The following is a 23039-nucleotide window of genomic DNA, read 5'->3' as shown; positions in this document are numbered from 1 at the left end:
GGCGACAGGAAACTCCGGCTTTGACAATTCCTGCCGACTTGATATCATTTGCATACGAATGAATTTTGGCCGGTGGGACGCCGGCAGGTTCCCTCGCAAGGGCCCCTTTCTGGGAAGGCAAAGCGTGATCCGTTACGCGAAACCCACCACGGTCGACGAGGCGCTCGCCTTGCTTGGCGAGGATCGCTGGCGAATCCTGGCCGGCGGCACGGACTTTTACCCGGCGCAAGGCAACAAGCCGTTTCGCGACAACATCCTCGACATCAACGCCCTGACAGCGCTGCGAGGAATCGCGGAAAGCGAGGCGCATTGGCGGGTCGGCGCGCGCACCACCTGGACCGACCTCGTCCGCCAACCGCTTCCGGCGGCCTTCGATGCGCTGAAGGCGGCGGCGCGGGATGTCGGCTCCGTGCAGATCCAGAATGTCGCCTCCATCGCCGGCAATCTCTGCAACGCTTCGCCCGCCGCCGATGGCGTGCCGGCGCTGCTGGTGCTCGACGCCGATGTCGAGTTGCGGTCGGCGAAGGCGACGCGGCATCTGCCGCTCGGCGAGTTCATTCTCGGCAATCGCCGCACCGCCCTGGCATCGGGCGAGATGGTCACCGCCATTCGCATCCCGAAACCGGCGGCTGCCGGCACATCTGCCTTCGTCAAGCTCGGCGCCCGACGCTATCTGGTCATCTCCATCGCCATGGCGGCGGCGCGCCTTGTCGTCGACGATGGCGCCGTCGCTGAAGCGGCCATCGCCGTCGGCGCCTGCTCGGCGGTCGCCAGGCGGCTCGCGGGCGTCGAGGCGGCCTTGCTCGGCCTGCCGGCCGACGAAGCCCTTGCCGGCGCGGTGCTCGCCGCGCCGATCGACGAACTGTTGCCGATCGGCGATGTGCGCGGCAGCGCCGAATACCGGCTCGATGCGGCGCGCGAGATCGTCGTCCGCGCGGTCGCCGGCGCCATAGGCCACGCTGCTGGCGACAAGGTGGCCGCATGAGCCAGGTTCAGCCTCTTGTGAGCGTAGACCAGTCCGGCACGGGCATGGACCGCGCCGACATTGCCTTCGAGGTCAATGGCGCCGCCGTCAGCGTCTCCGTGCCGCCGGTCCGCCGCCTTTCCCAGGTGCTGCGCGACGAATTGGGGCTGACCGGCACCAAGGTCGGCTGCGATGCCGGCGATTGCGGCGCCTGCACCGTGCTGGTCGACGGCAACCCGGTCTGCGCCTGCCTGGTGCCGGCGGCCTCCGTGTCGGGCGCGACCCTGACCACGGTCGAGGGCCTTGCCAATGGCCGGCTGTCGGCGCTGCAGGCTTCCTTCCTGGAGCACGGCGCGGCGCAATGCGGCATCTGTACGCCGGGCCTGCTGGTGGCGGCGACCGCGCTTCTCGAACGCAACCCGCAGCCGAGCGAGGCCGAGACGCAGGATGCGCTGGGCGGCGTGCTCTGCCGCTGCACCGGTTATCGGAAGATCGTGGCGGCGGTGATGGATGCCTGGCGCCACGTCGATGGGCTTGACCATCGCATGCCCGAGACGGGTCGCGCCGTCGGCGCCTCGCCGATCCGCCTCGATGGCGTGCCGAAGGTCACCGGCGATGAGAAATTCGGCGGCGACTCCTTTCCGGCCGATGCGCTCGCCGTGCTGGTGGTCCGCTCGCCGCACTATCATGCCCGCTTCGCCTTCGGCGACATCGGGGCCTGGGCGGACGCCCGTCCCGGCATCGCCGGCGTCTTCACCGCCGCCGACATTGCGGGCCACAACTGCTTCGGCGTCATCGGTCCCTTTGCCGACCAGCCGGCGCTCGCGGAAGGCGTCGCGCGCTTTCGCGGCGAGGCGGTTGCGCTGGTGGCGGGCGAGCGCGAAGCGATCCTCGATCTCGATCTGACGGATTTTCCGGTTTCATGGACCGAGCTGCCGCATGTCCTGCAGCCTTCGGATGCGAAAGCCGATGGCGCGGCGCTGCTGCACCGGCACCGTCCGGCGAACCTGCTCACCTCCGGCTTCGTCGAACGCGGCGATCCTGACGCAGCGCTTGCCGGCGCCGCCGTCACCGTGTCCGGCGCCATCGAAACCTCCTATGTCGAGCACGCCTATATCGAGCCGGAAGCCGGCTATGCCTACATGGACGGCGACACGCTCGTCGTCGTCGCCTGCACGCAGGCGCCCTATATGGACCGTGACGACACGGCGAAGGTGCTCGGTCTTGCCGTCGACAAGGTGCGCATCGTGCCGACCGCCACCGGCGGCGGCTTCGGCTCCAAGCTCGACGTCTCGCTGCAGCCGCTGATCGGCCTGGTGGCGATGAAGACCGGCCGGCCGGCGGCCCTTGCCTACACCCGCAACGAATCGATGATCTCGACCACCAAGCGCCATCCCGCCGAGATGCAGGCAACTGTCGGCGCCGATGCCGAAGGCCGCGTCACCGGCATGGTCTTTTCCGGCGATTTCAACACCGGCGCCTATGCCAGCTGGGGGCCGACGGTCGCCAATCGCGTTCCGGTGCATGCCTCAGGCCCCTATTTGACGCCGAACTACCGTGCCGAGGGTCGCGCCATCCACACCAACGGCCCGATCTCCGGCGCTTTCCGCGGCTTCGGCGTGCCGCAGGCGACAATCATGCAGGAGACGCTCTACGACGAGCTGGCCGGCAAGCTTGGGCTGGATCGCCTCGATTTCCGCTTGAAGAACTGCCTTCGTAACGGATCCGAAACGGTGACCGGACAGCGCCTGGAATCGGGCGTCGGCATCGGCGAATGCCTGGAATCGCTTCGCCCGCATTGGGCCCGGGCGCTCGGCGAGGCCGAAGCGTTCAACGCCGCCGGCGAGGACAGAAAGCGCGGCGTCGGCGTCGCTTCCTGCTGGTATGGCTGCGGCAACACCTCGCTGCCCAACCCTTCGACCATCAAGGTCGGCATCTCGGCCGCGGGCGAGGTCGTGCTGCATCAGGGCGCCGTCGACATCGGCCAGGGCTCGAACACGGTCATCACCCAGATCTGCGCCGATGCGCTCGGCCTGCCGCTGGACAAATTCCAACTGAAGGGCGCCGATACCGCGATCACGCCGGACGCCGGCAAGACGTCCGCCTCGCGCCAGACCTTCGTCACCGGCAAGGCGGCCGAGAAGGCCGGCAGGGCACTGCGCGAGCAGATCCTGCGCTTCGCCAATGTCTCTGAGAAGGCAGCGATCGCACTCGATGGATCGAGCCTGGCCATCCGCGAAGGTGAAGCGACACGGAGCATCGATCTGTCCGAGCTGAAGGCCGACGCCGCCGGCCTGGTCTTCGTGGCGCAAGAAACCTACGACCCGCCGACGCTGCCGCTGGACGCCAAGGGCCAGGGCAAGCCTTATGCCGTCTACGGCTATGGCGCGCAGATCGCCGAGCTGGAGGTCGATCTCAAGCTCGGTACCGTGAAGCTGATCAGGATCACCGCCGCGCACGATGTCGGCAAGGCCATCAATCCCGTCCTGGTCGAGGGCCAGATCGAGGGCGGCATCGCGCAAGGCATCGGCATGGCGCTGATGGAGGAATACATCCCCGGCCGCACCGAGAACCTGCACGACTATCTCATCCCGACCATCGGCGACGTGCCGCCGGTCGAGCACATTCTGGTCGAGGTTCCGGACCCGGAAGGACCCTTCGGCGCCAAGGGCCTGGGCGAGCATGTGCTGATCCCGACCGCGCCGGCGATCCTCAATGCCATCCGCCACGCCACCGGCGTTCTGGTCACCAAGGTGCCGGCGACACCGGCCCGCATCCGCGCGGCGATCCGCGACAAGGAGGCACGCCGATGAGCGAGCTTGCCGAACGTTTCGAAACCCACGACCCCGGCGAGAAGCAGGTGGCGGAGAAGATCCGCTGCGATGCTTGCCCGGTCATGTGCTACATCGCCGACGGCCGCACCGGCGCTTGCGACCGCTACGGCAATGTCGGCGGCCGCATCGTGCGCATGGACCCCCTGACCATCCTCGACCATGCCGCCGAGGCCGGCGGCGCCGTCGTGCCGTTCGTTGCCGAGGGCGAGGCCTGGAACGGCGAGCTGGTCAACACTGGGCGCCGCTTCGTCACCGCGATCGGCGCCGGCACCACCTATCCGGACTACAAGCCGGCGCCCTTCATCGTCAGCCAGGAGGTCGAGGGCGTCGATCTTGTCACCGTCGTTACCGAGGGCATCTTCTCCTACTGCGGCGTCAAGGTGAAGATCGACACCGACCGCCACATCGGCGACGGGACGGCGACGGTACGTGTCGAGGGCGAGGCGATCGGCCACGTCACGACAGGCGAATACGGCTCGCAGATGCTGTCGCTCGGCGGCGTGCATCACCTGACCGGCGGCTCCAAGCAGGAAGGCCGCGCCACCTGCGACGCGCTGCTCAATCTCTGCAACCGCAAGCCGGTCGAGCTTACCATCGATGGCGGCGCGACCGTCATCGTCGAGGCAGGCAAGGCGCCGGTGATCGACGGCAAGGTCGAGCATCGCATGCGCGTCGGCTGCGGCTCGGCCACCATCGGCATGTTCGCCACGCAATGGCGCGGGCTGGTCGACGAGGTGGTGGTGGTCGACGACCACATCACCGGCGTCGTCTCCGAGCATCAGGCCGGCAAGGTGCTGGGCTGGCAGGACACCGGCATCAAGATCATCGGCCGCCGCTCGACGCCTGGCCGCTACTTCAAGGTCTCGGAGCCCGGCCTCGGCTGGGGCGGCACCTCGATCTCCGACCCGCTGTCGATCCTGGGCGACTGGAACGCCAAGAAGGGCGCGCGGCCCGGCCTGTCGCTGCTGATGGTTTCCACCACCGGCGAGCAGTTTGCCTACTACGAGCTCGACGATGACCTGAAGCCGGTCGAAAAGCCGTTCCCGGAACGGCTGCAGAAGTCCGTCGGCCTGATCGAGGACAATTGCGAGCCGGCGCTCTGCACCGTGCTGTTCATCGGCGGCGCTGGCGGCTCGCTGCGCGCCGGCGTCACCGAGAACCCGGTCAACCTGACCCGCTCGGTGCAGGGCCTGAGGACTTACGTCACCGTCGGCGGCGCGCCGGTCTATGTCTGGCCGGGCGGCGGCATCACGCTGATGGTCGACGTCACCCGCGTGCCGGAAGGCGCCTTCGGTTACGTGCCGACGCCGGCGCTGGTGGCGCCGATCGAGTTCACCTTGCGCCGCGACGACTATGTCAGGCTGGGCGGCTACGAGGCCGAGATCCGCAGCGTCGAGGACATCCTCGCCAAGGGTGGCGAGTACCTCAACCCGCGCCGCGGCACCGGCGCTCCCGTCAACAATCCCTGGCCGCCGCTGGCGCAGTTGCGGCGGGCAGCGGCGAACGGGGCCGGAGGATGAACAGCCCGCAGGCGCATTGGCTTGCCGACGGCCGGCGGCTCCATCTCAACCATGGGCCGATCGACCTGATCGTCGAGGCCTTTGGCGAGCCGGATGAATGCCGGGCCGCCTACACCCAGGCCGTCGCGCGGTTCGAGACCATCCTGATTGAGTTGGTCAAGGAGCTTCCCGAATTGCGGCTCCCGGCATTCTTCCTGGCGCCGCGCGATTTCGCGGGGCCGACGGCGCGCCGCATGGAAGCAGCCGTCATGCCGCTGGCGGAATGCTTTATCACCCCGATGGCCGCTGTTGCCGGTTCGGTAGCCGACGAAATTCTGGCGGCGCTGCTCGCCGGCCGCCGGCTGGACCGCGCCTATGTCAACAATGGCGGTGATTGCGCCCTCCATCTCAGCAGCGGCCAGTCGATGATATCGGCCATTGCCGGCACCGGGCATGGCATGGCCGATCGCGTTACCATACGCGCCGAGGATGGCGTTCGCGGCGTGGCGACCAGCGGCTGGCGCGGCCGTTCGTTCTCGCTGGGTATCGCCGATGCCGTCACCGTCCTGGCGCGGACCGGCGCCGACGCCGATGCCGCCGCAACGCTGATCGCCAACGCCGTCGATCTGCCCGGTCACCCTGCGGTCGAACGGGCGCTGGCGCGCGATCTTGCACCCGACAGCGATCTTGGCGACCGGCTGGTGACGCAGGGCGTCGGCGCGCTTTCGCCGGGTGAAGTGGCGCGGGCGCTGGACAACGGGCTTGCCGTCGCCGAAGATTTTCGCCGGCGCGGCCTGATATCGGCCTCGGCGCTGTTCCTTGCTGGTGAGACACGCATCAGTGGTTCGGTGGCGCTCGCCGCGCCCAACAAGCATAAAGCGAAGGAAACTGCCCATGCCTGAATTCCCGATCCGCAAGATCGCGGTCCTGACCGAAGAGATTTTTCACGATGGCGGTCCAGTCGCGGCAGCGCCACGCCGCCGTGCCGCTGCCTTGGCGGTGGTGAAGAACCCCTTCGCCGGCCGCTACGTCGAAGATCTGCAGAGCGCCATGGACGACCTGAAGCCGCTCGGGCTGCTGCTGGCCGATCGGCTGATTGCGGCGCTTGGCGGTGACGTCAAGCAGATCGACGGCTACGGCAAGGGCGCCATCGTCGGCTCCGCCGGCGAACTGGAGCACGGCGCGCTGTGGCATGTGCCGGGCGGCTACGCGATGCGCGAGCGGCTCGGCGATGCCAAGGCGATCGTGCCGTCAGCCAAGAAGGTCGGCGCCTTCGGTTCGCGGTTGGACGTGCCGCTCGGCCACATCAACGCCGCCTATGTGCGCAGCCATTTCGACGCCATGGAGGTCGGCATAAGCGATGGGCCGCGTCCCGACGAGATCCTGTTTTGCCTCGCCATGACCTGCGGCCCGCGCGTGCACGACCGCATGGGCGGCCTCGCGGCCAAGGACATCAAGGCATGGGACGGGCTGAGATGAGCGGCGAGGACAATCTGCTGCGGCTGGTCGAAGCCGAGGAGCCGGACGAGAACGGCTATCACCTGCAGGACCAGGTCGGTTTCATCCTGCGCAAGGCGCATCAGCGCCATGTGGCGATCTTCGCCTCGCAGATCGGCGATCTGACGCCGCCGCAATTCGCGGCTTTGGCCAAGCTCCACGACATAGGCGAGACCTCGCAGAACCAGCTCGGCACGCTGATCGCGATGGATGCCGCCACCGTGAAGGGCGTCATCGACCGGCTGAAGGCGCGCGGCCTGGTCGAGCTTTCCAAGCACGAGGTCGACAAGCGCCGCCTGCTGGTCAATTTGACGGCGCAAGGCCGCGAGGCGATCGAGCGGCTGATCCCGCTTGCCCGCGCCATCACCGAGGAGACGCTGGCGCCGCTATCGGCCAAGGAAGCAGCCACCTTCATGCGCCTGCTGGCCAAGCTGGCCTAACCGGCAGCGGCGGTTCCTGGATACGAAAAAGCCCGGCGCGAAGCCGGGCTTTTTTCTGGGTCCTGAGATCCGTCCGGGCCGACGACCTTCCCATAGAAGGTTGCGGCTTGATCAGTGATCAAACGCCTTGACGATTTCCTCGGTCATCTTCTTGGCGTCGCCGAGCAGCATCATGGTGCCGTCCTTGTAGAACAGCGTGTTGTCGATGCCGGCATAGCCGGAGCCGAGCGAGCGCTTGACGAACAGGCAGGTGCGGGCCTTGTCGACGTCGAGGATCGGCATGCCGTAGATGGGCGAGGACTTGTCGTCGCGCGCGGACGGGTTGGTGACGTCGTTGGCGCCGATGACATAGGCGACGTCGGCCTGCGCGAATTCGGAGTTGATGTCCTCGAGCTCGAACACCTCGTCATAGGGCACGTTAGCCTCGGCGAGCAGAACGTTCATGTGGCCGGGCATGCGGCCGGCAACCGGATGGATGGCGTACTTGACCTCGACGCCGTTGGCCTTGAGCTTGTCGGCCATCTCGCGCAGCGCATGCTGCGCCTGCGCGACCGCCATGCCGTAGCCGGGCACGATGATGACCTTCTGCGCGTTCATCATCAGATAGGCGGCGTCGTCGGCTGAGCCCTGCTTGACGGTGCGCTCGATGCCGTCGTCGGCAGCTGCCGCCGTCTCGCCGCCGAAGCCGCCGAGGATGACCGAGATGAAGGAGCGGTTCATGCCCTTGCACATGATGTAGGACAGGATCGCGCCCGACGAGCCGACCAGCGCGCCGGTGATGATCAGCGCCAGGTTGCCGAGCGTGAAGCCGAGAGCCGCGGCAGCCCAGCCCGAATAGGAATTCAGCATCGACACCACGACCGGCATGTCGGCGCCGCCGATCGGGATGATGAGCAGCACGCCGAGCACCAGCGACGCGGCGACGACCAGCCAGAACACCAGCTTGGCTTCGGTGGTGACCAGAAGCACGATCAGCACCACCAGCGCGATGCCGAGCGCCGCGTTGATGAAGTGGCGGCCGCCGATCATGATCGGCTTGCCGGACATGCGGCCGTCGAGCTTGAGGAAGGCGATGACCGAGCCGGTGAAGGTGATGGCGCCGATGGCGACGCCAAGGCTCATCTCGATCAGCGCCTGGGCATGGATGTCGCCCGCCGTGCCGATGCCGAAGCTTTCCGGCGCGTAGATCGCGGCGGCCGCGACCATCACGGCGGCAAGGCCGACCAGCGAGTGGAAGGCGGCGACCAGCTGCGGCATCGAGGTCATGGCGATGCGCCGCGCGGTGACCGCGCCGACGCCACCGCCGATGGCAAGACCGAGCACGATCAGGCCGAAGCCGCCGGCCGATGGAATGGCCAGTGCCAGGGTGGTGGCAATTGCGATGCCCATGCCGATCATGCCGTAGAGGTTGCCCTGTCGGCTGGTGGTCGGGTGCGACAGGCCGCGCAGCGCCAGGATGAACAGGATGCCGGAGACCAGATAGAGGAAGGAAGCGAAGTTGGCGTTCACGTCACTTGTCCTTCTTCTTGTACATCGCCAGCATGCGCTGGGTGACGAGGAAGCCGCCGAAGATGTTGACGGAAACCAGCATCAGCGCGACGAAGCCGAAGCCGGTGGCAAGGCCGGAGGCCGAGATGCCGACGGCAAGCAGCGCACCGACGACGATGACCGACGAGATGGCGTTGGTGACGGCCATCAGAGGCGTGTGCAGCGCCGGCGTGACCGACCAGACGACATAGTAGCCGACGAAAATCGCCAGCACGAAGATGGCGAAGCGGAAGACGAAGGGGTCGATGGCGCCGCCGGAGAGTGCATGGGCTGCATCACCCGCCGCCTCGGCGCCGGGCGCTGTGGCCAGGTCCTGCACGGCGAGCCTGACGGCGGCGGTTGCCTGGTCGAGCTGGTCGAGGGCTTTCTGCAAGGCGTCCATCACGCGATCCCCTTCGGCTTGGCAGCGGACTTGCTCGTAGCGGCTTTCTTGTCTGCGGTCTTTTTGGGCGCCGTTTTCTTCTCGGAAGCGTCGGCGACCAGGGTCGTGGCGGGCACAGCCGCCGGTTCAACGCGCGGCTGCTGGTCGGCCTTGGCGAAATTGGGGTGCACCACCTGGCCTGCGTCGGTCAGCATGGTCGCCTTGACCAGTTCGTCGTCGCGCTTGATGGCAAGCGTCTTGCTCTCCTTGTCGACCAGCGTCTCGAGGAAGGCGAACAGGTTCTTGGCGTAGAGCAGCGAGGCCGACGCCGCGACGCGGCCCGGCACGTTGAGATGGCCGACGATCTTGACGCCGTTCGCCGTCGTCACGACCTTGCCGGCTTGCGCGCCCTCGACATTGCCGCCGCGCTCGACCGCGAGGTCGACGATCACCGAGCCAGGCTTCATCGAAGCGACCATCGCCGCCGAGACCAGCTTCGGCGCCGGACGGCCGGGGATCAGCGCCGTGGTGATGACGATGTCCTGCTTGGCGATGTGCTCGGCGGTCAGCGCCGCCTGCTTGGCCTGGTATTCCTTCGACATTTCCTTGGCATAGCCGCCGGCCGTCTCGGCCGCCTTGAACTCTTCGTCCTCGACCGCCAGGAATTTCGCGCCGAGCGACTGCACCTGTTCCTTCACCGCCGGACGCACGTCGGTGGCGGTGACGACGGCGCCAAGCCGGCGCGCGGTGGCGATCGCCTGCAGGCCGGCGACGCCGACGCCCATGATGAAGGCCTTGGCCGCCGGCACGGTTCCGGCCGCCGTCATCATCATCGGCAGCGCCCGGTCATATTCGGCGGCCGCGTCGATCACCGCCTGGTAGCCGGCGAGATTGGCCTGCGAGGACAGCACATCCATCACCTGCGCGCGGGTGATGCGCGGCATGAATTCCATCGAGAAAGCGGTGATGCCGGCCTTGGCCATGGCGGCGACGGCCGCGTCGTTGCCGTAGGGATCCATGATCGCGATGACGGCGGCGCCCTGCTTGTAGCCCTTGAGCTCGGTGTCGGTCGGTCGGCGCACCTTCAGCACCACGTCGGCCTTCTTGGCATCACCGGCCGTGCCGATCTTGGCGCCGTTCGCGGCAAAGTCCTGGTCGGGAATGCGCGAGCCGGTGCCCGCGCCTTTTTCGACCACCACCTCGAAGCCGAGGCCGGCCAGTCGCTTCACCGTGTCCGGCGAAGCAGCAACGCGCTGCTCGTTCGCGTCAAGCTCACGAGGGATGAAAACCGTCTGCCCCACCGCATGATCCTTTCGGCTGGAACCTGTCTGCGCGGGACGCCGGCCGGGCCTCCGGCGACGTCCGAGGCAAAGGGTTTGGAAAGTCTACCGGAGAATGAAGAAGCCGGCGGCCAGGATCACGGCCCAGAGGATGACCGCCGAGAAGAAGCCGCCCACGAAGAAGCCGAAAGCCATGGAAATCATCACGGCGAGGCAAAAGAGCGAACCGTATTTGGCCAGCGCCAGGAAGCCCGCATAGGTGCGGTCATGCTCGGCATAGTCCATCTTCGCGCCCAGTTCGACAGGACCGGTCGGCGTGTGATCAGCCATAGGAATACCCCTTCGAAGACATCTTGGAGGCACATAGCGAAAAGCTGGACGCAGAGCAATGGCGCTATTGCCGCATCGCCCGGCACAACAGCCTCAAAGGAAAGTTGAAGACCGCGACCCCGACCGGCCCGCTGGCCGTGAAGGGGCGATGACGGCCTTCAGACCTTCAGCCGGCGAGATGCGGGAACAGTCCGAGCAAGCCGGCGATGATCAGATAGAGCGCGACGATGTAGTTCAACAGCCTGGGCATGACCAGGATCAGCACGCCGGCGATCAGCGAGATCAACGGGGTCAGCGTAAGCGCGGAAATGGTCATGTCGGGGTCCTTTCCAAAAGCGGTGATCGCCAATCCGTGGCGATACAATCTGCAGGTGGTGGCTGTCGCCACTTACAACGCCGGCGCGCCCGGAAGGCTCCAGCCGACGCATGTCGCCGAAGAAAATGTCGCGGGTTTCGGCACGGCGACAGGCGCAAAAAAAGCCGCGGGAGTCAGGCCGCCTCGAAATACTTGGCGGTCGGCAGGATGGTCAGCGGCGCCAACTCGCCCCGCTTGGGGCGTTGGAAAAGCATGCGCTGTTCGAACGTCGTGGAGTTGAAGAACGGGAAGCGATCCAGCGTCGCCTGCATGTTCTCGGAGCACTTCGACTGGAACAGATGCACGGGAACGGTCAGGCCGGGATAGTTCCGCGGCGGCACCGCCTGCTCGGATCGGAAGATGCGATGATAGAAGGCGGAATGCTCTTCCTTGATCGCCGTCAGGCAATAGGTCGGCTTGAAATGGCTGCAGGCGACCACCGCGAGCCTCAGCGTCACATAGGGCAGCACCCGCAGGCTGCTCGACCATTCGAGATCGGCGGCGAACCGGCTCGGATCGACGAAGGTCTCGCCGGCCGCCAGGCGCCGCGCCAGCACGTCGCCGAAGACATCGGTGCTGGGCGAAACTGGATGCTTCGCGTTGGCATGGTGAATTCTGATGGTGCTGACCAGCGAGCCGTCGAAGAACACGCCGAAGCGATAGCAATTGGGAAGGTCGTCGAAGCTGTCCTTCACCATGCGGGAAGCATCGGGCTTCACCATGCCGGCGTGAAGGTAGGAATTGTAGCGAAGCCGATAGATTGCCTCGAGGTCTTCGGCGCCGTCGCAAAGGCGATACTCGATGTGCTCCAGAACTTCCATGATGTGATCTGAAAACACCGAGGGACGCTGCTGACCCCTGGCTTTAGCCGCCGCCAGAGGCGTACCCACCAACTGAGCTTCCACTTTGTAAATCCTCGTGCCGCCGCAAAAGGACCATAGCGAACAGGCGAAAGAACCAGAAGCGAAATTCCGAGCTTTTGAGTTTACCCTAAATTAACGTTAACAAATGGTTAAACCCAAAGAATGCGCGGCTTCGGGGCGTTTCGGGGGATATTTCAGGTGGCGGCGAGCTTCGCGGCCGGCCGCAACTCAGCGGCGAAAGGCCAGGTCACGTTGGACATGGTCTCGATGCCCGACGCGCTCAGCGCGGCGCCGAAGAGGAAGCCCTGGACCAGGTCCGGCTTGACCGAATGCAGCAGGATCTTGAGCTGTTCGAAGGTTTCGACGCCTTCGACGGTGACGGTGAGACCGAGGATCCGCGTAAGATCGACGACGCCCTTCAGGAGGTCGAGCGAGCGCGGGTTCTGGGTGACGTCCATCAGGAACGAGCGATCGATCTTGATCTTGTCGAGCGGCAGCTTGTGCAGATAGCTCAGGCTCGAATAGCCGGTGCCGAAGTCGTCGAGGGCGATGCGCACGCCGAGCTGCTTCAGCTCCTCGATGTACTGCCGCGTCAGCGACTTGTCGTCGAGCAGCGCGGTTTCGGTGACCTCGATCTCCAGGCGGCCCGCCGCGAGCCCGGAAGCGGCCAGCGCGTCACGGACCTTCTGGATGACGTCGTGGTTGCGGAAATCCTTGGCGGACAGATTGACCGAGACGCTGGTCTGGTCCGGCCATTTGGCGCACTCGGCGCAGGCCGCCTGCAACACAAAGGTGCTGATCTCGGAGATGATGCCCATCTCCTCGGCCAGCGGGATGAAGATGCTCGGCGAAATCGGCCCGAGATCGGGATGATCCCAACGGCAGAGCGCCTCGCAGCTGGCGATGCGCATCGTGTGCATCGACACGATCGGCTGATAGACAACGCGCAGGCCCTTGCTTTCCACGGCGCTGCGCAGGTCAGCCTTCATCAGCTGGCGGTTGCGGAAGGCGGCGTCCATCGAAGCCTCGAACAGCCGCCAGTTGTTCTTGCCGAGCTCCTTGGCCTTGTAGAGCGCAAGGTCGGCCTTGACGATCATGGCATCGACGTCGGTGTCCGCGACCTTGGACAGCACGGCGCCCGCGCTGGCCTGGATGCGCAGCCCGTGACCGGCGACGTCGACTTCACCCTGCAGGTCGGCGAAGATCTGGTCGAGCAGGCCGGTCAGATGGCTCTCGTCCTCGATGCGATCGAAGAAGATCATGAATTCGTCGCCGCCGAAGCGGCTGACGGTGATGCCTTGCCCGGCAACGGCTGCCAGCCGTTCCGCCACGGCGTAGATCAGGCCGTCGCCGACGGGATGGCCGAGCGTGTCGTTGACGCTCTTGAAATCGTCGAGGTCGACCACCGACAGGCCGCACAGGCGATCCCGGTCGCCAGAGGCCATCAGTTCCCCGACGAGCTCATGGAAATAGGCGCGATTGGGCAGGCCGGTGAGGTTGTCGTAGCGCGCCATGAAGCGGATCTTTTCCTCCGCCTCGACACGCGCGGTGACGTCCTCGAAGGTGATGACGCCAAGGTCCTGGCTGCCTTCGCGCGCCGAGAATTCGAAGTGCTGGCCGTTGGAGAAGGACACCAGCACCTTGCGGTCGCGTCCCTCGCGCAGCGCGCGCGTCAGCTGCGCCTCGACATAGCGGCAGTCCTTCGGCGCCAGCATGCCGCCGGCAACGCCGCGCATCAGCAGCGAATGGATCGACCGCCCGAGCAGTTGCTCCGGCGATTTCAGCGACATCAGATGCGCGGCCTCGGCATTGCCGACGACCACCTTGCCGTCCGGGCCAAGCATGACCAGGCCATGCGACATGGTGTTGAGGGCGCGGTTGAAGCGCTGCGCGAGCTGCCTTGCCTGCTTGTGCCCGACGACGGCCGAGAACAGCACATTGCGGACGTGGTCGGCACTGCCCTTGATGATGAACATGAACGGGATGATCAGCAGGCCGAGCACGACATAGGGGATGTCAACCCTGAGAATGAGGGCGGCAGCGATAGGCCCGACGAAGGTCACTGCGAAGATCATGACCATGCGCGGCGAGCCGTAATTTCGGCCAACGACGGTCACCAGGGAGGCCAGCGTTACCGACAACGCGCCGATCTCGGCATAGGAATCCGAGTAGACATAGATGGATATGAAGCAAAAAATCCCCAGCAGCAGCCCTTGCAGGCTACCCTTCAGGATGTACTCGCGCTCCCATTTCGTTGCATCGGCGGCGTCGCGAATCTCGCCGCCCGAGCGATGGAAGCGCCGCAGGCTGAAGTAGCGCCAGACGCCGACGCCGAGCAACGCGCCGGCGAGCGCCAGGAAAACCGGCTGGCCGTTGCGCCAGTAGACCATGAGGCTGACGACGGCGTGGCAGCTCGCGCCGATGACCAGCATGTGCGCGTTGTCGAACAACGAGCGCACAAACTGGATATAAACATCCACAGGGATGTTATCGGTTTTTGTTCTGCCCATTACTGGCGCCCATTGAGCCCCAGCCTTGCCATAGTCCCATTAAAAAATCTTTAGCCTGGGCTGAAACGCCTGGTTTCCGGGCGCTTTTGGGGTCACTCGGCGGCCTGCAGTCCCGACCTTGCCGGCGCTTTCGCCAGGCGCTCCAGCAGTCTCGAACGCTCGCCGGCAGCCTTTTCGGCGCTCGCCTGCCTGACGTGGCCGTAGCCGCGGATCAGCGCCGGCACCGAGGCAAGCGCGGTGGCCGCCTCGATCCTGCCAGGCGCCAGCGCGCCGGCGATCAACTCCAGGTCGGCCTCGTACTGTGCCAGGAGCTGCCGCTCCATGCGCCTTTCCGCGCTGTGGCCGAAGATGTCGAAAGCCGTGCCGCGTAAGCCTTTCAGCGCCGCAAGCAGGCGAAACCCCTTCATCATCCAGGGGCCGAAATTCGATTTCCTCGGGCGGCCGTCATTGCCGCGCCGGCCCAGCATCGGCGGCGCCAGATGGAATTCGAGCTTGTCGTAGCTCTGGAACTGTTTCGACAGCTCGGCGGCGAAGGTGCCGTCGATATAGAGGCGCGCCACCTCGTATTCGTCCTTGATCGCCATCAGCTTGAAAAGGTTCCGGGCGGCGGCCTCGGTCACCACCGTCGAGCCAGGCGCCGCCTTGCCCTCGGCCTGGCGCAGCGCGGCGAGCTTTTGGGCATAGCGCTTGCCGTAGGCTGCGTTCTGATAGGCGGTGAGGAAAGCGACGCGGCGGGCGATGATCTCGTCCAGCGTCTCGGCGGGCGCGGCGGCCGCCTTGCCCGGCTGGCTGACGAGGCCGCGCACGAAATCCGGCTCATGCGCGGCGCGGCGGCCCCAGCGGAACGCGGCGACGTTCATCGCCACTGCCTCGCCATTGAGCTCGATCGCCTTCTCGACCGCCTCGGCCGACAGCGGCAGCCCGCCATGCTGGAAGGCGAAGCCGAGCATGAACATGTTGGCGCCGAGCGAGTTGCCGAACAATTGGGTGGCGGTGCGGGTGGCGTCGAAGAAATGCGCCTTGCCGTCGCCTGCGGCAGTGCGGATCGCCTTTTTCAGCCGCTCGACCGGCAGCGAGAAGTCGGCGGAGCGGGTGAATTCGCCGGGCATGATCTCGGCGGTGTTGGCGAGGAAGATCGTATGGCCCTCGCGCACCGCCGCCAGCACCTTCTGCGCGCCCGACACGACCAGGTCGCAGCCGAGCACCAGGTCGGCCTTCCCCGCCGAAACGCGGATGGCGTGGATCTCGTCCGGCGTGCGTGCGATGCGCACATGGGTGAACACCGAGCCGCCCTTCTGGGCGAGGCCGGCCATGTCGATCATGCCGCAGCCCTTGTCCTCGAGATGCGCCGCCATGCCGAGCACCGCGCCGATGGTGACGACGCCGGTGCCGCCGACGCCGTCGATGATCCCGGCCCATCCCTGCGCGCCGAGGGGGAACTCGGCCGGGGTGGGCACGCCATGGAGCGGGTCGGTCCTGCCGGCGATGCCCTCGGCCTTTCTGATCTTGGCGCCGTGCACGGTGACGAACGACGGGCAGAAGCCGTTGACGCAGGAGAAATCCTTGTTGCAGCTCGACTGGTCGATCCGTCGCTTGCGGCCGAATTCGGTCTCGACCGGCTGGATCGACACGCAGTTGGATTGCACCCCGCAATCGCCGCAGCCCTCGCAGACCAGCTCGTTGATGAAGATGCGTTTGTCGGGGTCGGGGAAGGTGCCGCGCTTGCGGCGGCGGCGCTTCTCGGCGGCGCAGGTCTGGTCGTAGAGGAGCACGGAGATGCCCTTGACCCCGCGCAATTCGCGCTGGACGAGGTCGAGGTCGTCGCGGTGATGGATGGTCGCGCCTGCCGGGAAGTCGGCCTTCCCCGCGTATTTGTCCGGCTCGTCGGTGACGATGGCGATGCGCTCGACGCCTTCGGCCCGCACCTGCCTGGCGATCATGTCGACGGTCAGCCCGCCCTCATGCGGCTGGCCGCCGGTCATGGCGACAGCGTCGTTGTAGAGGATCTTGTAGGTGATGTTGGCATCGCTCGACAGCGCGAAGCGGATCGCCAGCGCGCCGGAGTGATTGTAGGTGCCGTCGCCGAGATTCTGGAAGATGTGGTCGCGTTTCGAGAATGGCGCCTGGCCGACCCACTGCGCGCCTTCGCCACCCATCGCCGTGAAGCCGACGGTGTTCCTGTCCATCCACAGCGCCATGAAATGGCAGCCGATGCCGGCGGCGGCCAGCGACCCGTCCGGCACCTTGGTCGAGGAATTGTGCGGGCAGCCGGAGCAGAAGAAGGGCGTACGCGAGCCGATGTCGACTGTATCGGCGAGCATGGCCTGGAACTGGCGCAGTTTCGCCACCCGCGCCGCGATCTCTTGCGACGGGCCGATGGTGCGCAGGATCCGCTCGCCGAGCGCGATCGCGATCTCGTTCGGATCGAGCGCGCCCTTGGCCGGGAACAGCCAGTCGCCGCGCTCGTCCTTCTTGCCGACGATCGCCGGCTGGCTGGCGGTGCCGTAGAGGCTTTCGCGCAGTTGCACCTCGATCAGCGAGCGCTTCTCCTCGACGACGACGATGGTGTCGAGGCCGAGGGCGAAGTCGGCGACATGCTGCAGGTCGAGCGGCCACGGGCAGCCGACCTTGAACAGCCGGATGCCGATGCGGTTGGCCGCCGCCTCGTCGATGCCGATATCCTCCAGCGCCTGGCGTACGTCGAGATAGCTCTTGCCGATGGTGATGACGCCGAGCTTCGGATTGCGGCCGCCGGAATAGATGATGCGGTTCAGCCCGTTGGCGTGGATGAAGGCGGAGGCCGCGTTGCGCTTGTACTCATGCAGCCGCTCCTCCTGGCCGAGCATATCGATCTCGTGGCGGATGTTGAGGCCGCCGGGCGGCATGTCGAACGGCGGCACCACGATGTTCAGCCGCTCCAGCGAGGCGTCGACGGAGGCCGTCGATTCGATGTTGTCCTTGACGCATTTGATCGCCGCCCAGGTGCCGGCGAAGCGCGACATGGCGAAGCCGTAGAGCCCGTAGTCGATGATCTCCTGGACTCCGGCCGGGTTGAGGATCGGCACCATCGTGTCGACGAACAGGAATTCGGTGGCGTGCGCGTTGGTCGACGATTCAGCCATGTGGTCGTCGCCCATCAGGGCAAGCACGCCGCCATGCTTCGACGAGCCGGCGAGGTTGGCGTGCCGGAACACGTCGCCGGAGCGATCGACGCCCGGCCCCTTGCCGTACCAGACCGAAAAGACGCCGTCATGCGTGCCTTCGCCCAGCAATTCGGCCTGCTGCGTGCCCCAGCAGGCGGTGGCGGCAAGCTCTTCGTTGAGGCCGGGCTGGAAGACGATGTCGGACTGCGCCAGCTGCTTCTTGGCCTTCCACAGCTGCATGTCGAGGCCGCCGAGCGGCGAGCCGCGATAGCCGGAGACGAAGCCGGCGGTGTTCAACCCCGCGCGGCGATCGCGCTCGCGCTGCATCAGAAGCATGCGGATGACGGCCTGCGCGCCGGAAAGGAAGATGCGCTCCTTGCCAAGGTCGAACTTGTCGTCGAGCGCGACGTCATGCAGCGTCATCAGGCATTTCCTTCGCGGAGGGCGCACGGAATCGCGCGGCCTACGTCGGAGTGGGACGCCGCAGTCTTTCTCCCCTTGCCGGAGAGGTCAAACGAAATCGCAGGTGCCAGACGACGCGCAACAAACGGTCAAATCGGCGGCGGTTGACGCATGCAACGGCACCGGGGGCGGTTCAGCCGAGCACGAAAATTCCGGCCCCTGAACCTCAGGCGGCCTTCGAGCAATCGGGCTTGGGCTCGCCCGGCAGCTTGCCGTCGACATGGCCGATCATGTCCTTGTTGAGCTCGTAGACCGGCCCGACCACCAGCGGACGGTCCGGCAGCACCGACTGATCCATCGACGAGGTCAGCGTCGTCTCGAAGCTCTGCAGCAGCGTGCCATTGGCGTCTTCGATGCGGATCGAGATCGAATAGGGCTTGTCCTTGACCACGCAGGTGAGCGGCGGACTGGTCAGCGTTATATGCGGCAGCTTGGGCCAGATCTTCTGGTTGACGATGATCGGATCTCCCCCGGCCGGGTTCTGGAAGCTGACCACGGCAACCTGGCCTTCTCCCATCGGCCGCAGCGGGTTGAGGGTGACGACATAGGTGGCGATGCCCAGCCGGTAATTGAACTCGAACAGCTTGCCGGAAATGGCGAACAGCTGCTCCTTGCCGGAATCGCGGCAGGCGCCAAGCACCGCCACCGTCAGCAGAGCGGCGCCGAGAACGATCGAGCGCGAATTTTTCCTAGACATCGGTAGCCTCCCTGGCCGCCGTGCGGCGGCGGTAATAACGGTTTGCCTTTTGCCGGTTGCCGCACACCGCCATGTCGCACCAGAGGCGACTGGAATTGCGGCTGCGGTCGACGAACAGCCAGCTGCAGTTGGGACAGATTCTGAGCCGCGCGACCGTCTCCTCGCGCAGCAGCGACAGCGCCGAGACGGCCAGCGCCGACTCGAAGGCCATCGGTGTCGCCGGGTCGCCGAACGGCTGCCCCGAAGCGCCGATTTCGGTGCGGCTTTGCGCCAGTCCGTCGGCGCAGGCTGCCAGGAAATCGGGCAGGTCGCCGGTGGCGATCGCGCCCTTTGCCACCGCGTTGCGGAACAGGCGGTCGGTGGTCTCGCGGATCGACAACACCACCGGTGCGATCGCCGCGGGCGCCGGCGCTTCCAGCTTGCGACCGCCGAGCTCGCTGGCGCGGAAGCCGCTCGCCGCCTCGGCGAAACGGGCGATCTCGGCCGGATTGTCGAAACGGTCGAAGGTCTTCTCCGGGTCGTTGCGCAGCACGACGGTGTTCGCGGTGTCGAGCGCGAGAATGCCGCCGGTGAAGCGGTGCGGGGTCCAGGATACCGTCATGACAGAAACCTAACCGATAAATCGCGTTTGACAAGTTAGATTCCGAATGCAACGTTCCGCGCAGGGTTGCGAGTTGCCGCTGCCCCTGTTTCGAGCATGTCGTCGCCCCAAAACCGCTAGGCACTTTTGGGCGACATGCTCCGAGGTCTGCGCATGCTCTATTTCTTCCAGCAGGTTCTGAACGGGCTGCATTCGGGCGCGCTCTATGCGCTTCTCGCCTTCGGCTATGTACTGACCAACGGCATCCTGCACCGCACCAACCTCGCCTATGGCGCGGTCTTCGCCTTCTGCGGCCACACAATGATCCTGACCGCCGCCTTCGGCTACCAGGCGCTTTGGCTGACGCTCTATGCCTCTGTCGCGCTCGGCGTGTTTGCGGCCTTCCTCTATGCGACGCTGATCAGCCGCGTCCTGTCGCGCAACGTCTTCGAGCCGCTGGCCGACCGCTCGCCCAACGCCATCGTGGTGACGACGCTGGGCGTATTGCTGGTGCTTTCGGAGTCAAGCCGCATCGCCGCCGACACGCACGACCTGTGGCTGCCGCCGATGCTGGCCGTGCCGGTCGTCTTCGCCGAGCACGACGGCTTCAAGGCGACGCTGACGCTGATCCAGCTGCTCGACTGCGCCGCCGTGCTGGCGGCCATCGCGCTTGCCGCCTGGGCGTTCGCCCGCTCCCGGTTCGGACGCTCCTGGCGCGCCGTCTCCGACGATCCCAGGGCGGCGGCGATGTGCGGCGTCGACGTGCGCTCGGTCTTCCGCCAGGCGGTTCTGCTCGGCGGCTTCTGCGCCGCGCTCGCCGGCGTGCTGGCCGGCATCTACTACGGCAACATCAGCTTCGGCACCGGCCTGGTCTACGGGTTGAAGGTGCTCTTCGTGACGGCGGTCGGCGGCTATCTCTCGCCGCCGCGAGCCGCGCTCGGTGCCGCCGCCTTCGGCATGGCCGAATCGCTGTGGGCCGGCTATTTCCCGCTCGAATGGCGCGATGCCTGGATGTATCTGTTCCTCGTCGCCATGCTGGTGCTGATCGGCGCCGGCCGCGATCAGCAGAAAATCGCCTGACCTATCAGACTTTGGTTGCATCGTGCCCCGCTAGCCGGCGGTTTGCCGGCGTCCCCGTCTCACAACCATGTTGACCGCCCCTCTGCCGTGTTGACCCGCCGTGCCACGCACGGCATACCGTTGGGCCACTGCGGCACGTCGGAAAATAAGGGGAGCCGGCGCGCCTCCGACATCAGGGAGGAATGCATGGCAGGGCTGCTCGCTCTATCCAGAACGATCGACCGTGTGAACGAGTTCATCGGCAGATGGGTGTCGTGGGTGATCCTGCTGGCGATCCTGGTCAGCGCCGGCAACGCGATCATCCGCAAGGTCTTCGACATATCGTCGAACGCGTGGCTTGAATTGCAATGGTATCTGTTCGGCGCCGCCTTCATGCTGGCCGCCGCCTACACGCTGAAGCAGAACGACCATATCCGCATCGACATCGTCTACGGCATGTTCTCGCGCCGGGTGCAGCACTGGATCGACCTGCTCGGCCACATGCTGTTCCTGATGCCGTTCGTCACCCTGATGGTGATCTATTTCGTGCCCTATGTGTCGCTGTCCTTCCGCAGCGGCGAAATGTCGACCAATGCCGGCGGGCTGATCGTCTGGCCGGCGAAGGCGATCCTGCTTGTCGGCTTCTTCCTGCTGGCGCTGCAGGGCATCTCCGAGATCATCAAGAAGATCGCCATCATGCGCGGTGACATGGACGATCCCAATCCCTTCATATCGGCGCATGAGCAGGCCGAACTCGAGGCGAAAGCACTCGCCGAAGAAGCCAAGGCGCTCGCCGGCGAGGTGCGTCCATGATCGAGTTCATCGCCCAGAACATGGCGCCGATCATGTTCGCCTCGCTGATCATCTTCCTTTTGATCGGCTACCCCGTCGCTTTCTCGCTCGCCGCCAACGGCCTTTTGTTCTTCTCCATCGGCGTCCTGCTGTCGCCCTATTCGGGCGGCTCGATAAACCTGGCCTGGCCCCTGCTGCATGCGCTGCCCGACAATTTCTACGGCAGCCGGGTGATGTCGAACGACACGCTGCTGGCGATCCCGTTCTTTACCTTCATGGGCATCGTGCTGGAGCGATCCGGCATGGCCGAGGACCTGCTCGACACGATCGGCCAGCTGTTCGGGCCGATCCGCGGCGGCCTTGCCTATGCCGTCATCTTCGTCGGCGCGCTGCTTGCGGCGACCACCGGTGTCGTGGCGGCGTCCGTCATCGCCATGGGCCTGATCTCGCTGCCGATCATGCTGCGCTACGGCTATGACCGTCGTGTGGCGTCGGGCGTCATCGCGGCATCGGGCACGCTCGCGCAGATCATCCCGCCCTCGCTGGTGCTGATCGTGCTCGCCGACCAGCTCGGCCGCTCTGTCGGCGACATGTATGCCGGCGCGCTGATCCCCGGCCTCGTCCTCACCGGCATCTACATGCTCTACATCCTGATCATGTCGATCGTCCGGCCGAAATCGATGCCGGCCCTGCCGCTCGAAGCCCGCACGCTCGGCCATGGCGTGGTGTCGCTGATCGTGGCGCTGGCGGTTGCGGTCGCTGTGTCCTACGCCGCCTATCGCTATCTGGCGCCGGCGCATGGCGACAATGCCGACATTCTCGGCGCCTGCGTCGGCGTGATCCTGATCTATGTCGTGGCGATTGCCGACAAGGGCCTGAACATCAACATGATGTCCCGGTTGGCGCAGCAGGTGATCATCGTGCTGATCCCGCCGCTGGCGCTGATCTTCCTGGTGCTCGGCACCATCTTCCTCGGCATCGCCACCCCGACCGAGGGCGGCGCCATGGGCTCCGTCGGCGCATTGATCATGGCGGCGGCAAAGGGGCGGCTGTCGCTGGATGTGATCAAGCAGGCGCTGACCGCGACGACCAGGCTGTCCTCCTTCGTGCTGTTCATCCTGATCGGCGCGCGCGTCTTCTCGCTGACCTTCTACGGCGTCAACGGCCACCTCTGGGTCGAGCATCTGCTCACCTCGCTGCCGGGCGGCGAGGTCGGCTTCCTGATCGGCGTCAACGCGCTGGTCTTCGTGCTTGCCTTCTTCCTCGATTTCTTCGAGCTCGCCTTCATCATCGTGCCGCTGTTGGCGCCCGCCGCCGACAAGCTCGGCATCGACCTGATCTGGTTCGGCGTGCTGCTCGGCGTCAACATGCAGACCTCCTTCATGCATCCGCCTTTCGGCTTCGCGCTGTTCTATCTGCGCTCGGTCGCCGCGCGCGTGCCCTATCTCGACCGCATCACCGGCAAGCAGATCGCGCCGGTCACCACCGGCCAGATCTATTGGGGTGCGGTGCCCTTCGTCTGCATCCAGGTGATCATGATCGGGCTCACTATCGCCTTCCCGCAGATGGTGATGCACTACAAGGGCGCGGTGGTCGATCCGGGCACCATCGAGCTCAAGGTGCCGGAACTGCCGGGCCTGACGCCGCTCGGCACGCCGCCGGCGGATGGCGCCGCGGCTCCGGCCTCTGGCGGGGCGGCACCGGCAGCGCCGGCCACCGACCTGTCCCAGCCACCGAGCTTCGGCGACACGCCGCCCGCCAAGCCGGCGGCACCGGCACCCGATCTGTCGCAGCCGCCGAACTTCAATTGATGGGGGAGGCCCGA

At 66.1% G+C, this 23039-nt stretch carries 19 protein-coding genes; 9 read left to right on the top strand and 10 right to left on the bottom strand.

What is annotated here, in order from left to right; genetic code table 11:
* Positions 1–124: 124 nt before the first annotated feature.
* The 6 genes from EN786_RS28890 to EN786_RS28865 are packed head-to-tail and all read left to right on the top strand — an operon-like array spanning position 125 to position 7234.
* On the top strand, positions 125–985 hold the full coding sequence (locus EN786_RS28890) for a xanthine dehydrogenase family protein subunit M (protein ID WP_127309083.1): 861 nt from the start codon (positions 125–127) through the stop codon (positions 983–985).
* Positions 982–3777: a molybdopterin-dependent oxidoreductase gene (locus EN786_RS28885; RefSeq protein ID WP_135909160.1), complete on the top strand. Its 2796-nt coding sequence runs from the start codon at positions 982–984 to the stop codon at positions 3775–3777. Before EN786_RS28890 ends, EN786_RS28885 begins: the two co-directional genes overlap by 4 nt.
* Positions 3774–5318: a 6-hydroxynicotinate reductase gene (locus tag EN786_RS28880; protein ID WP_135909158.1), complete on the top strand. Its 1545-nt coding sequence runs from the start codon at positions 3774–3776 to the stop codon at positions 5316–5318. Before EN786_RS28885 ends, EN786_RS28880 begins: the two co-directional genes overlap by 4 nt.
* Positions 5315–6199, top strand: coding sequence for a UPF0280 family protein (locus EN786_RS28875; RefSeq protein WP_127311659.1), 885 nt, complete (start codon positions 5315–5317; stop codon positions 6197–6199). The genes EN786_RS28880 and EN786_RS28875 overlap by 4 nt, the downstream gene beginning before the upstream one ends.
* Positions 6192–6776, top strand: coding sequence for an amino acid synthesis family protein (locus EN786_RS28870; protein WP_127282903.1), 585 nt, complete (start codon positions 6192–6194; stop codon positions 6774–6776). The genes EN786_RS28875 and EN786_RS28870 overlap by 8 nt, the downstream gene beginning before the upstream one ends.
* Complete coding sequence (locus EN786_RS28865; protein ID WP_127282916.1) at positions 6773–7234, top strand: MarR family transcriptional regulator; 462 nt, start codon at positions 6773–6775, stop codon at positions 7232–7234. The genes EN786_RS28870 and EN786_RS28865 overlap by 4 nt, the downstream gene beginning before the upstream one ends.
* A 111-nt stretch (positions 7235–7345) precedes the next feature.
* Here EN786_RS28865 and EN786_RS28860 read toward each other — a convergent pair whose 3' ends face one another.
* From EN786_RS28860 to EN786_RS28815, 10 genes are all read right to left on the bottom strand, one after another.
* Complete coding sequence (locus EN786_RS28860; protein WP_135909156.1) at positions 7346–8743, bottom strand: NAD(P)(+) transhydrogenase (Re/Si-specific) subunit beta; 1398 nt, start codon at positions 8741–8743, stop codon at positions 7346–7348.
* A 1-nt stretch (position 8744) separates the two neighbouring features.
* Positions 8745–9164 carry a proton-translocating transhydrogenase family protein gene (locus EN786_RS28855; protein ID WP_127282905.1) on the bottom strand — a complete coding sequence of 140 codons (420 nt, stop codon included), beginning with the start codon at positions 9162–9164 and terminating at the stop codon, positions 8745–8747.
* Entirely contained in the window at positions 9164–10444 is a 1281-nt protein-coding gene (locus EN786_RS28850) for a Re/Si-specific NAD(P)(+) transhydrogenase subunit alpha (protein ID WP_127310636.1), read from the bottom strand. The genes EN786_RS28855 and EN786_RS28850 overlap by 1 nt, the downstream gene beginning before the upstream one ends.
* Positions 10445–10528: 84 nt before the next feature.
* Positions 10529–10753, bottom strand: coding sequence for an aa3-type cytochrome c oxidase subunit IV (locus EN786_RS28845; RefSeq protein ID WP_126057003.1), 225 nt, complete (start codon positions 10751–10753; stop codon positions 10529–10531).
* 166 nt (positions 10754–10919) lie between these two features.
* Entirely contained in the window at positions 10920–11069 is a 150-nt protein-coding gene (locus tag EN786_RS28840) for a DUF3096 domain-containing protein (RefSeq protein WP_126057002.1), read from the bottom strand.
* Between the two features lie 173 nt (positions 11070–11242).
* Positions 11243–11998, bottom strand: coding sequence for a hypothetical protein (locus EN786_RS28835; RefSeq protein WP_245478321.1), 756 nt, complete (start codon positions 11996–11998; stop codon positions 11243–11245).
* A 167-nt stretch (positions 11999–12165) separates the two neighbouring features.
* Entirely contained in the window at positions 12166–14481 is a 2316-nt protein-coding gene (locus EN786_RS28830; RefSeq protein WP_127282908.1) for an EAL domain-containing protein, read from the bottom strand.
* Between the two features lie 92 nt (positions 14482–14573).
* Positions 14574–18047 carry an indolepyruvate ferredoxin oxidoreductase family protein gene (locus EN786_RS28825; protein ID WP_135909154.1) on the bottom strand — a complete coding sequence of 1158 codons (3474 nt, stop codon included), beginning with the start codon at positions 18045–18047 and terminating at the stop codon, positions 14574–14576.
* Positions 18048–18252: 205 nt separating this feature from the next.
* Positions 18253–18783: a hypothetical protein gene (locus EN786_RS28820; protein WP_127310634.1), complete on the bottom strand. Its 531-nt coding sequence runs from the start codon at positions 18781–18783 to the stop codon at positions 18253–18255.
* Positions 18776–19384, bottom strand: a complete 609-nt coding sequence (locus EN786_RS28815) for a CGNR zinc finger domain-containing protein (RefSeq protein WP_127310633.1) — start codon at positions 19382–19384, stop codon at positions 18776–18778. Before EN786_RS28815 ends, EN786_RS28820 begins: the two co-directional genes overlap by 8 nt.
* A 153-nt stretch (positions 19385–19537) precedes the next feature.
* Here EN786_RS28815 and EN786_RS28810 point away from each other — a divergent pair, with 153 nt between their 5' ends.
* The 3 genes from EN786_RS28810 to EN786_RS28800 all read left to right on the top strand — a co-directional run bounded on the left by EN786_RS28810 (position 19538) and on the right by EN786_RS28800 (position 23025).
* The gene (locus EN786_RS28810; protein WP_135909152.1) at positions 19538–20443 is read left to right on the top strand and encodes a branched-chain amino acid ABC transporter permease; all 906 of its coding nucleotides are present in this window, start codon (positions 19538–19540) and stop codon (positions 20441–20443) included.
* A 186-nt stretch (positions 20444–20629) separates the two neighbouring features.
* The gene (locus EN786_RS28805; RefSeq protein ID WP_127309652.1) at positions 20630–21235 is read left to right on the top strand and encodes a TRAP transporter small permease subunit; all 606 of its coding nucleotides are present in this window, start codon (positions 20630–20632) and stop codon (positions 21233–21235) included.
* A complete protein-coding gene (locus EN786_RS28800) occupies positions 21232–23025 on the top strand; it encodes a TRAP transporter large permease subunit (protein ID WP_127309653.1) in 1794 nt (597 codons plus the stop codon). The genes EN786_RS28805 and EN786_RS28800 overlap by 4 nt, the downstream gene beginning before the upstream one ends.
* Positions 23026–23039: the final 14 nt, after the last annotated feature.

Source organism: Mesorhizobium sp. M4B.F.Ca.ET.143.01.1.1 (genome assembly GCF_004792275.1).
GTDB lineage: Bacteria > Pseudomonadota > Alphaproteobacteria > Rhizobiales > Rhizobiaceae > Mesorhizobium > Mesorhizobium abyssinicae.
The sequence above is the reverse complement of the archived record's forward strand: the minus strand, read 5'-3'. Positions and strand labels throughout refer to the sequence as shown.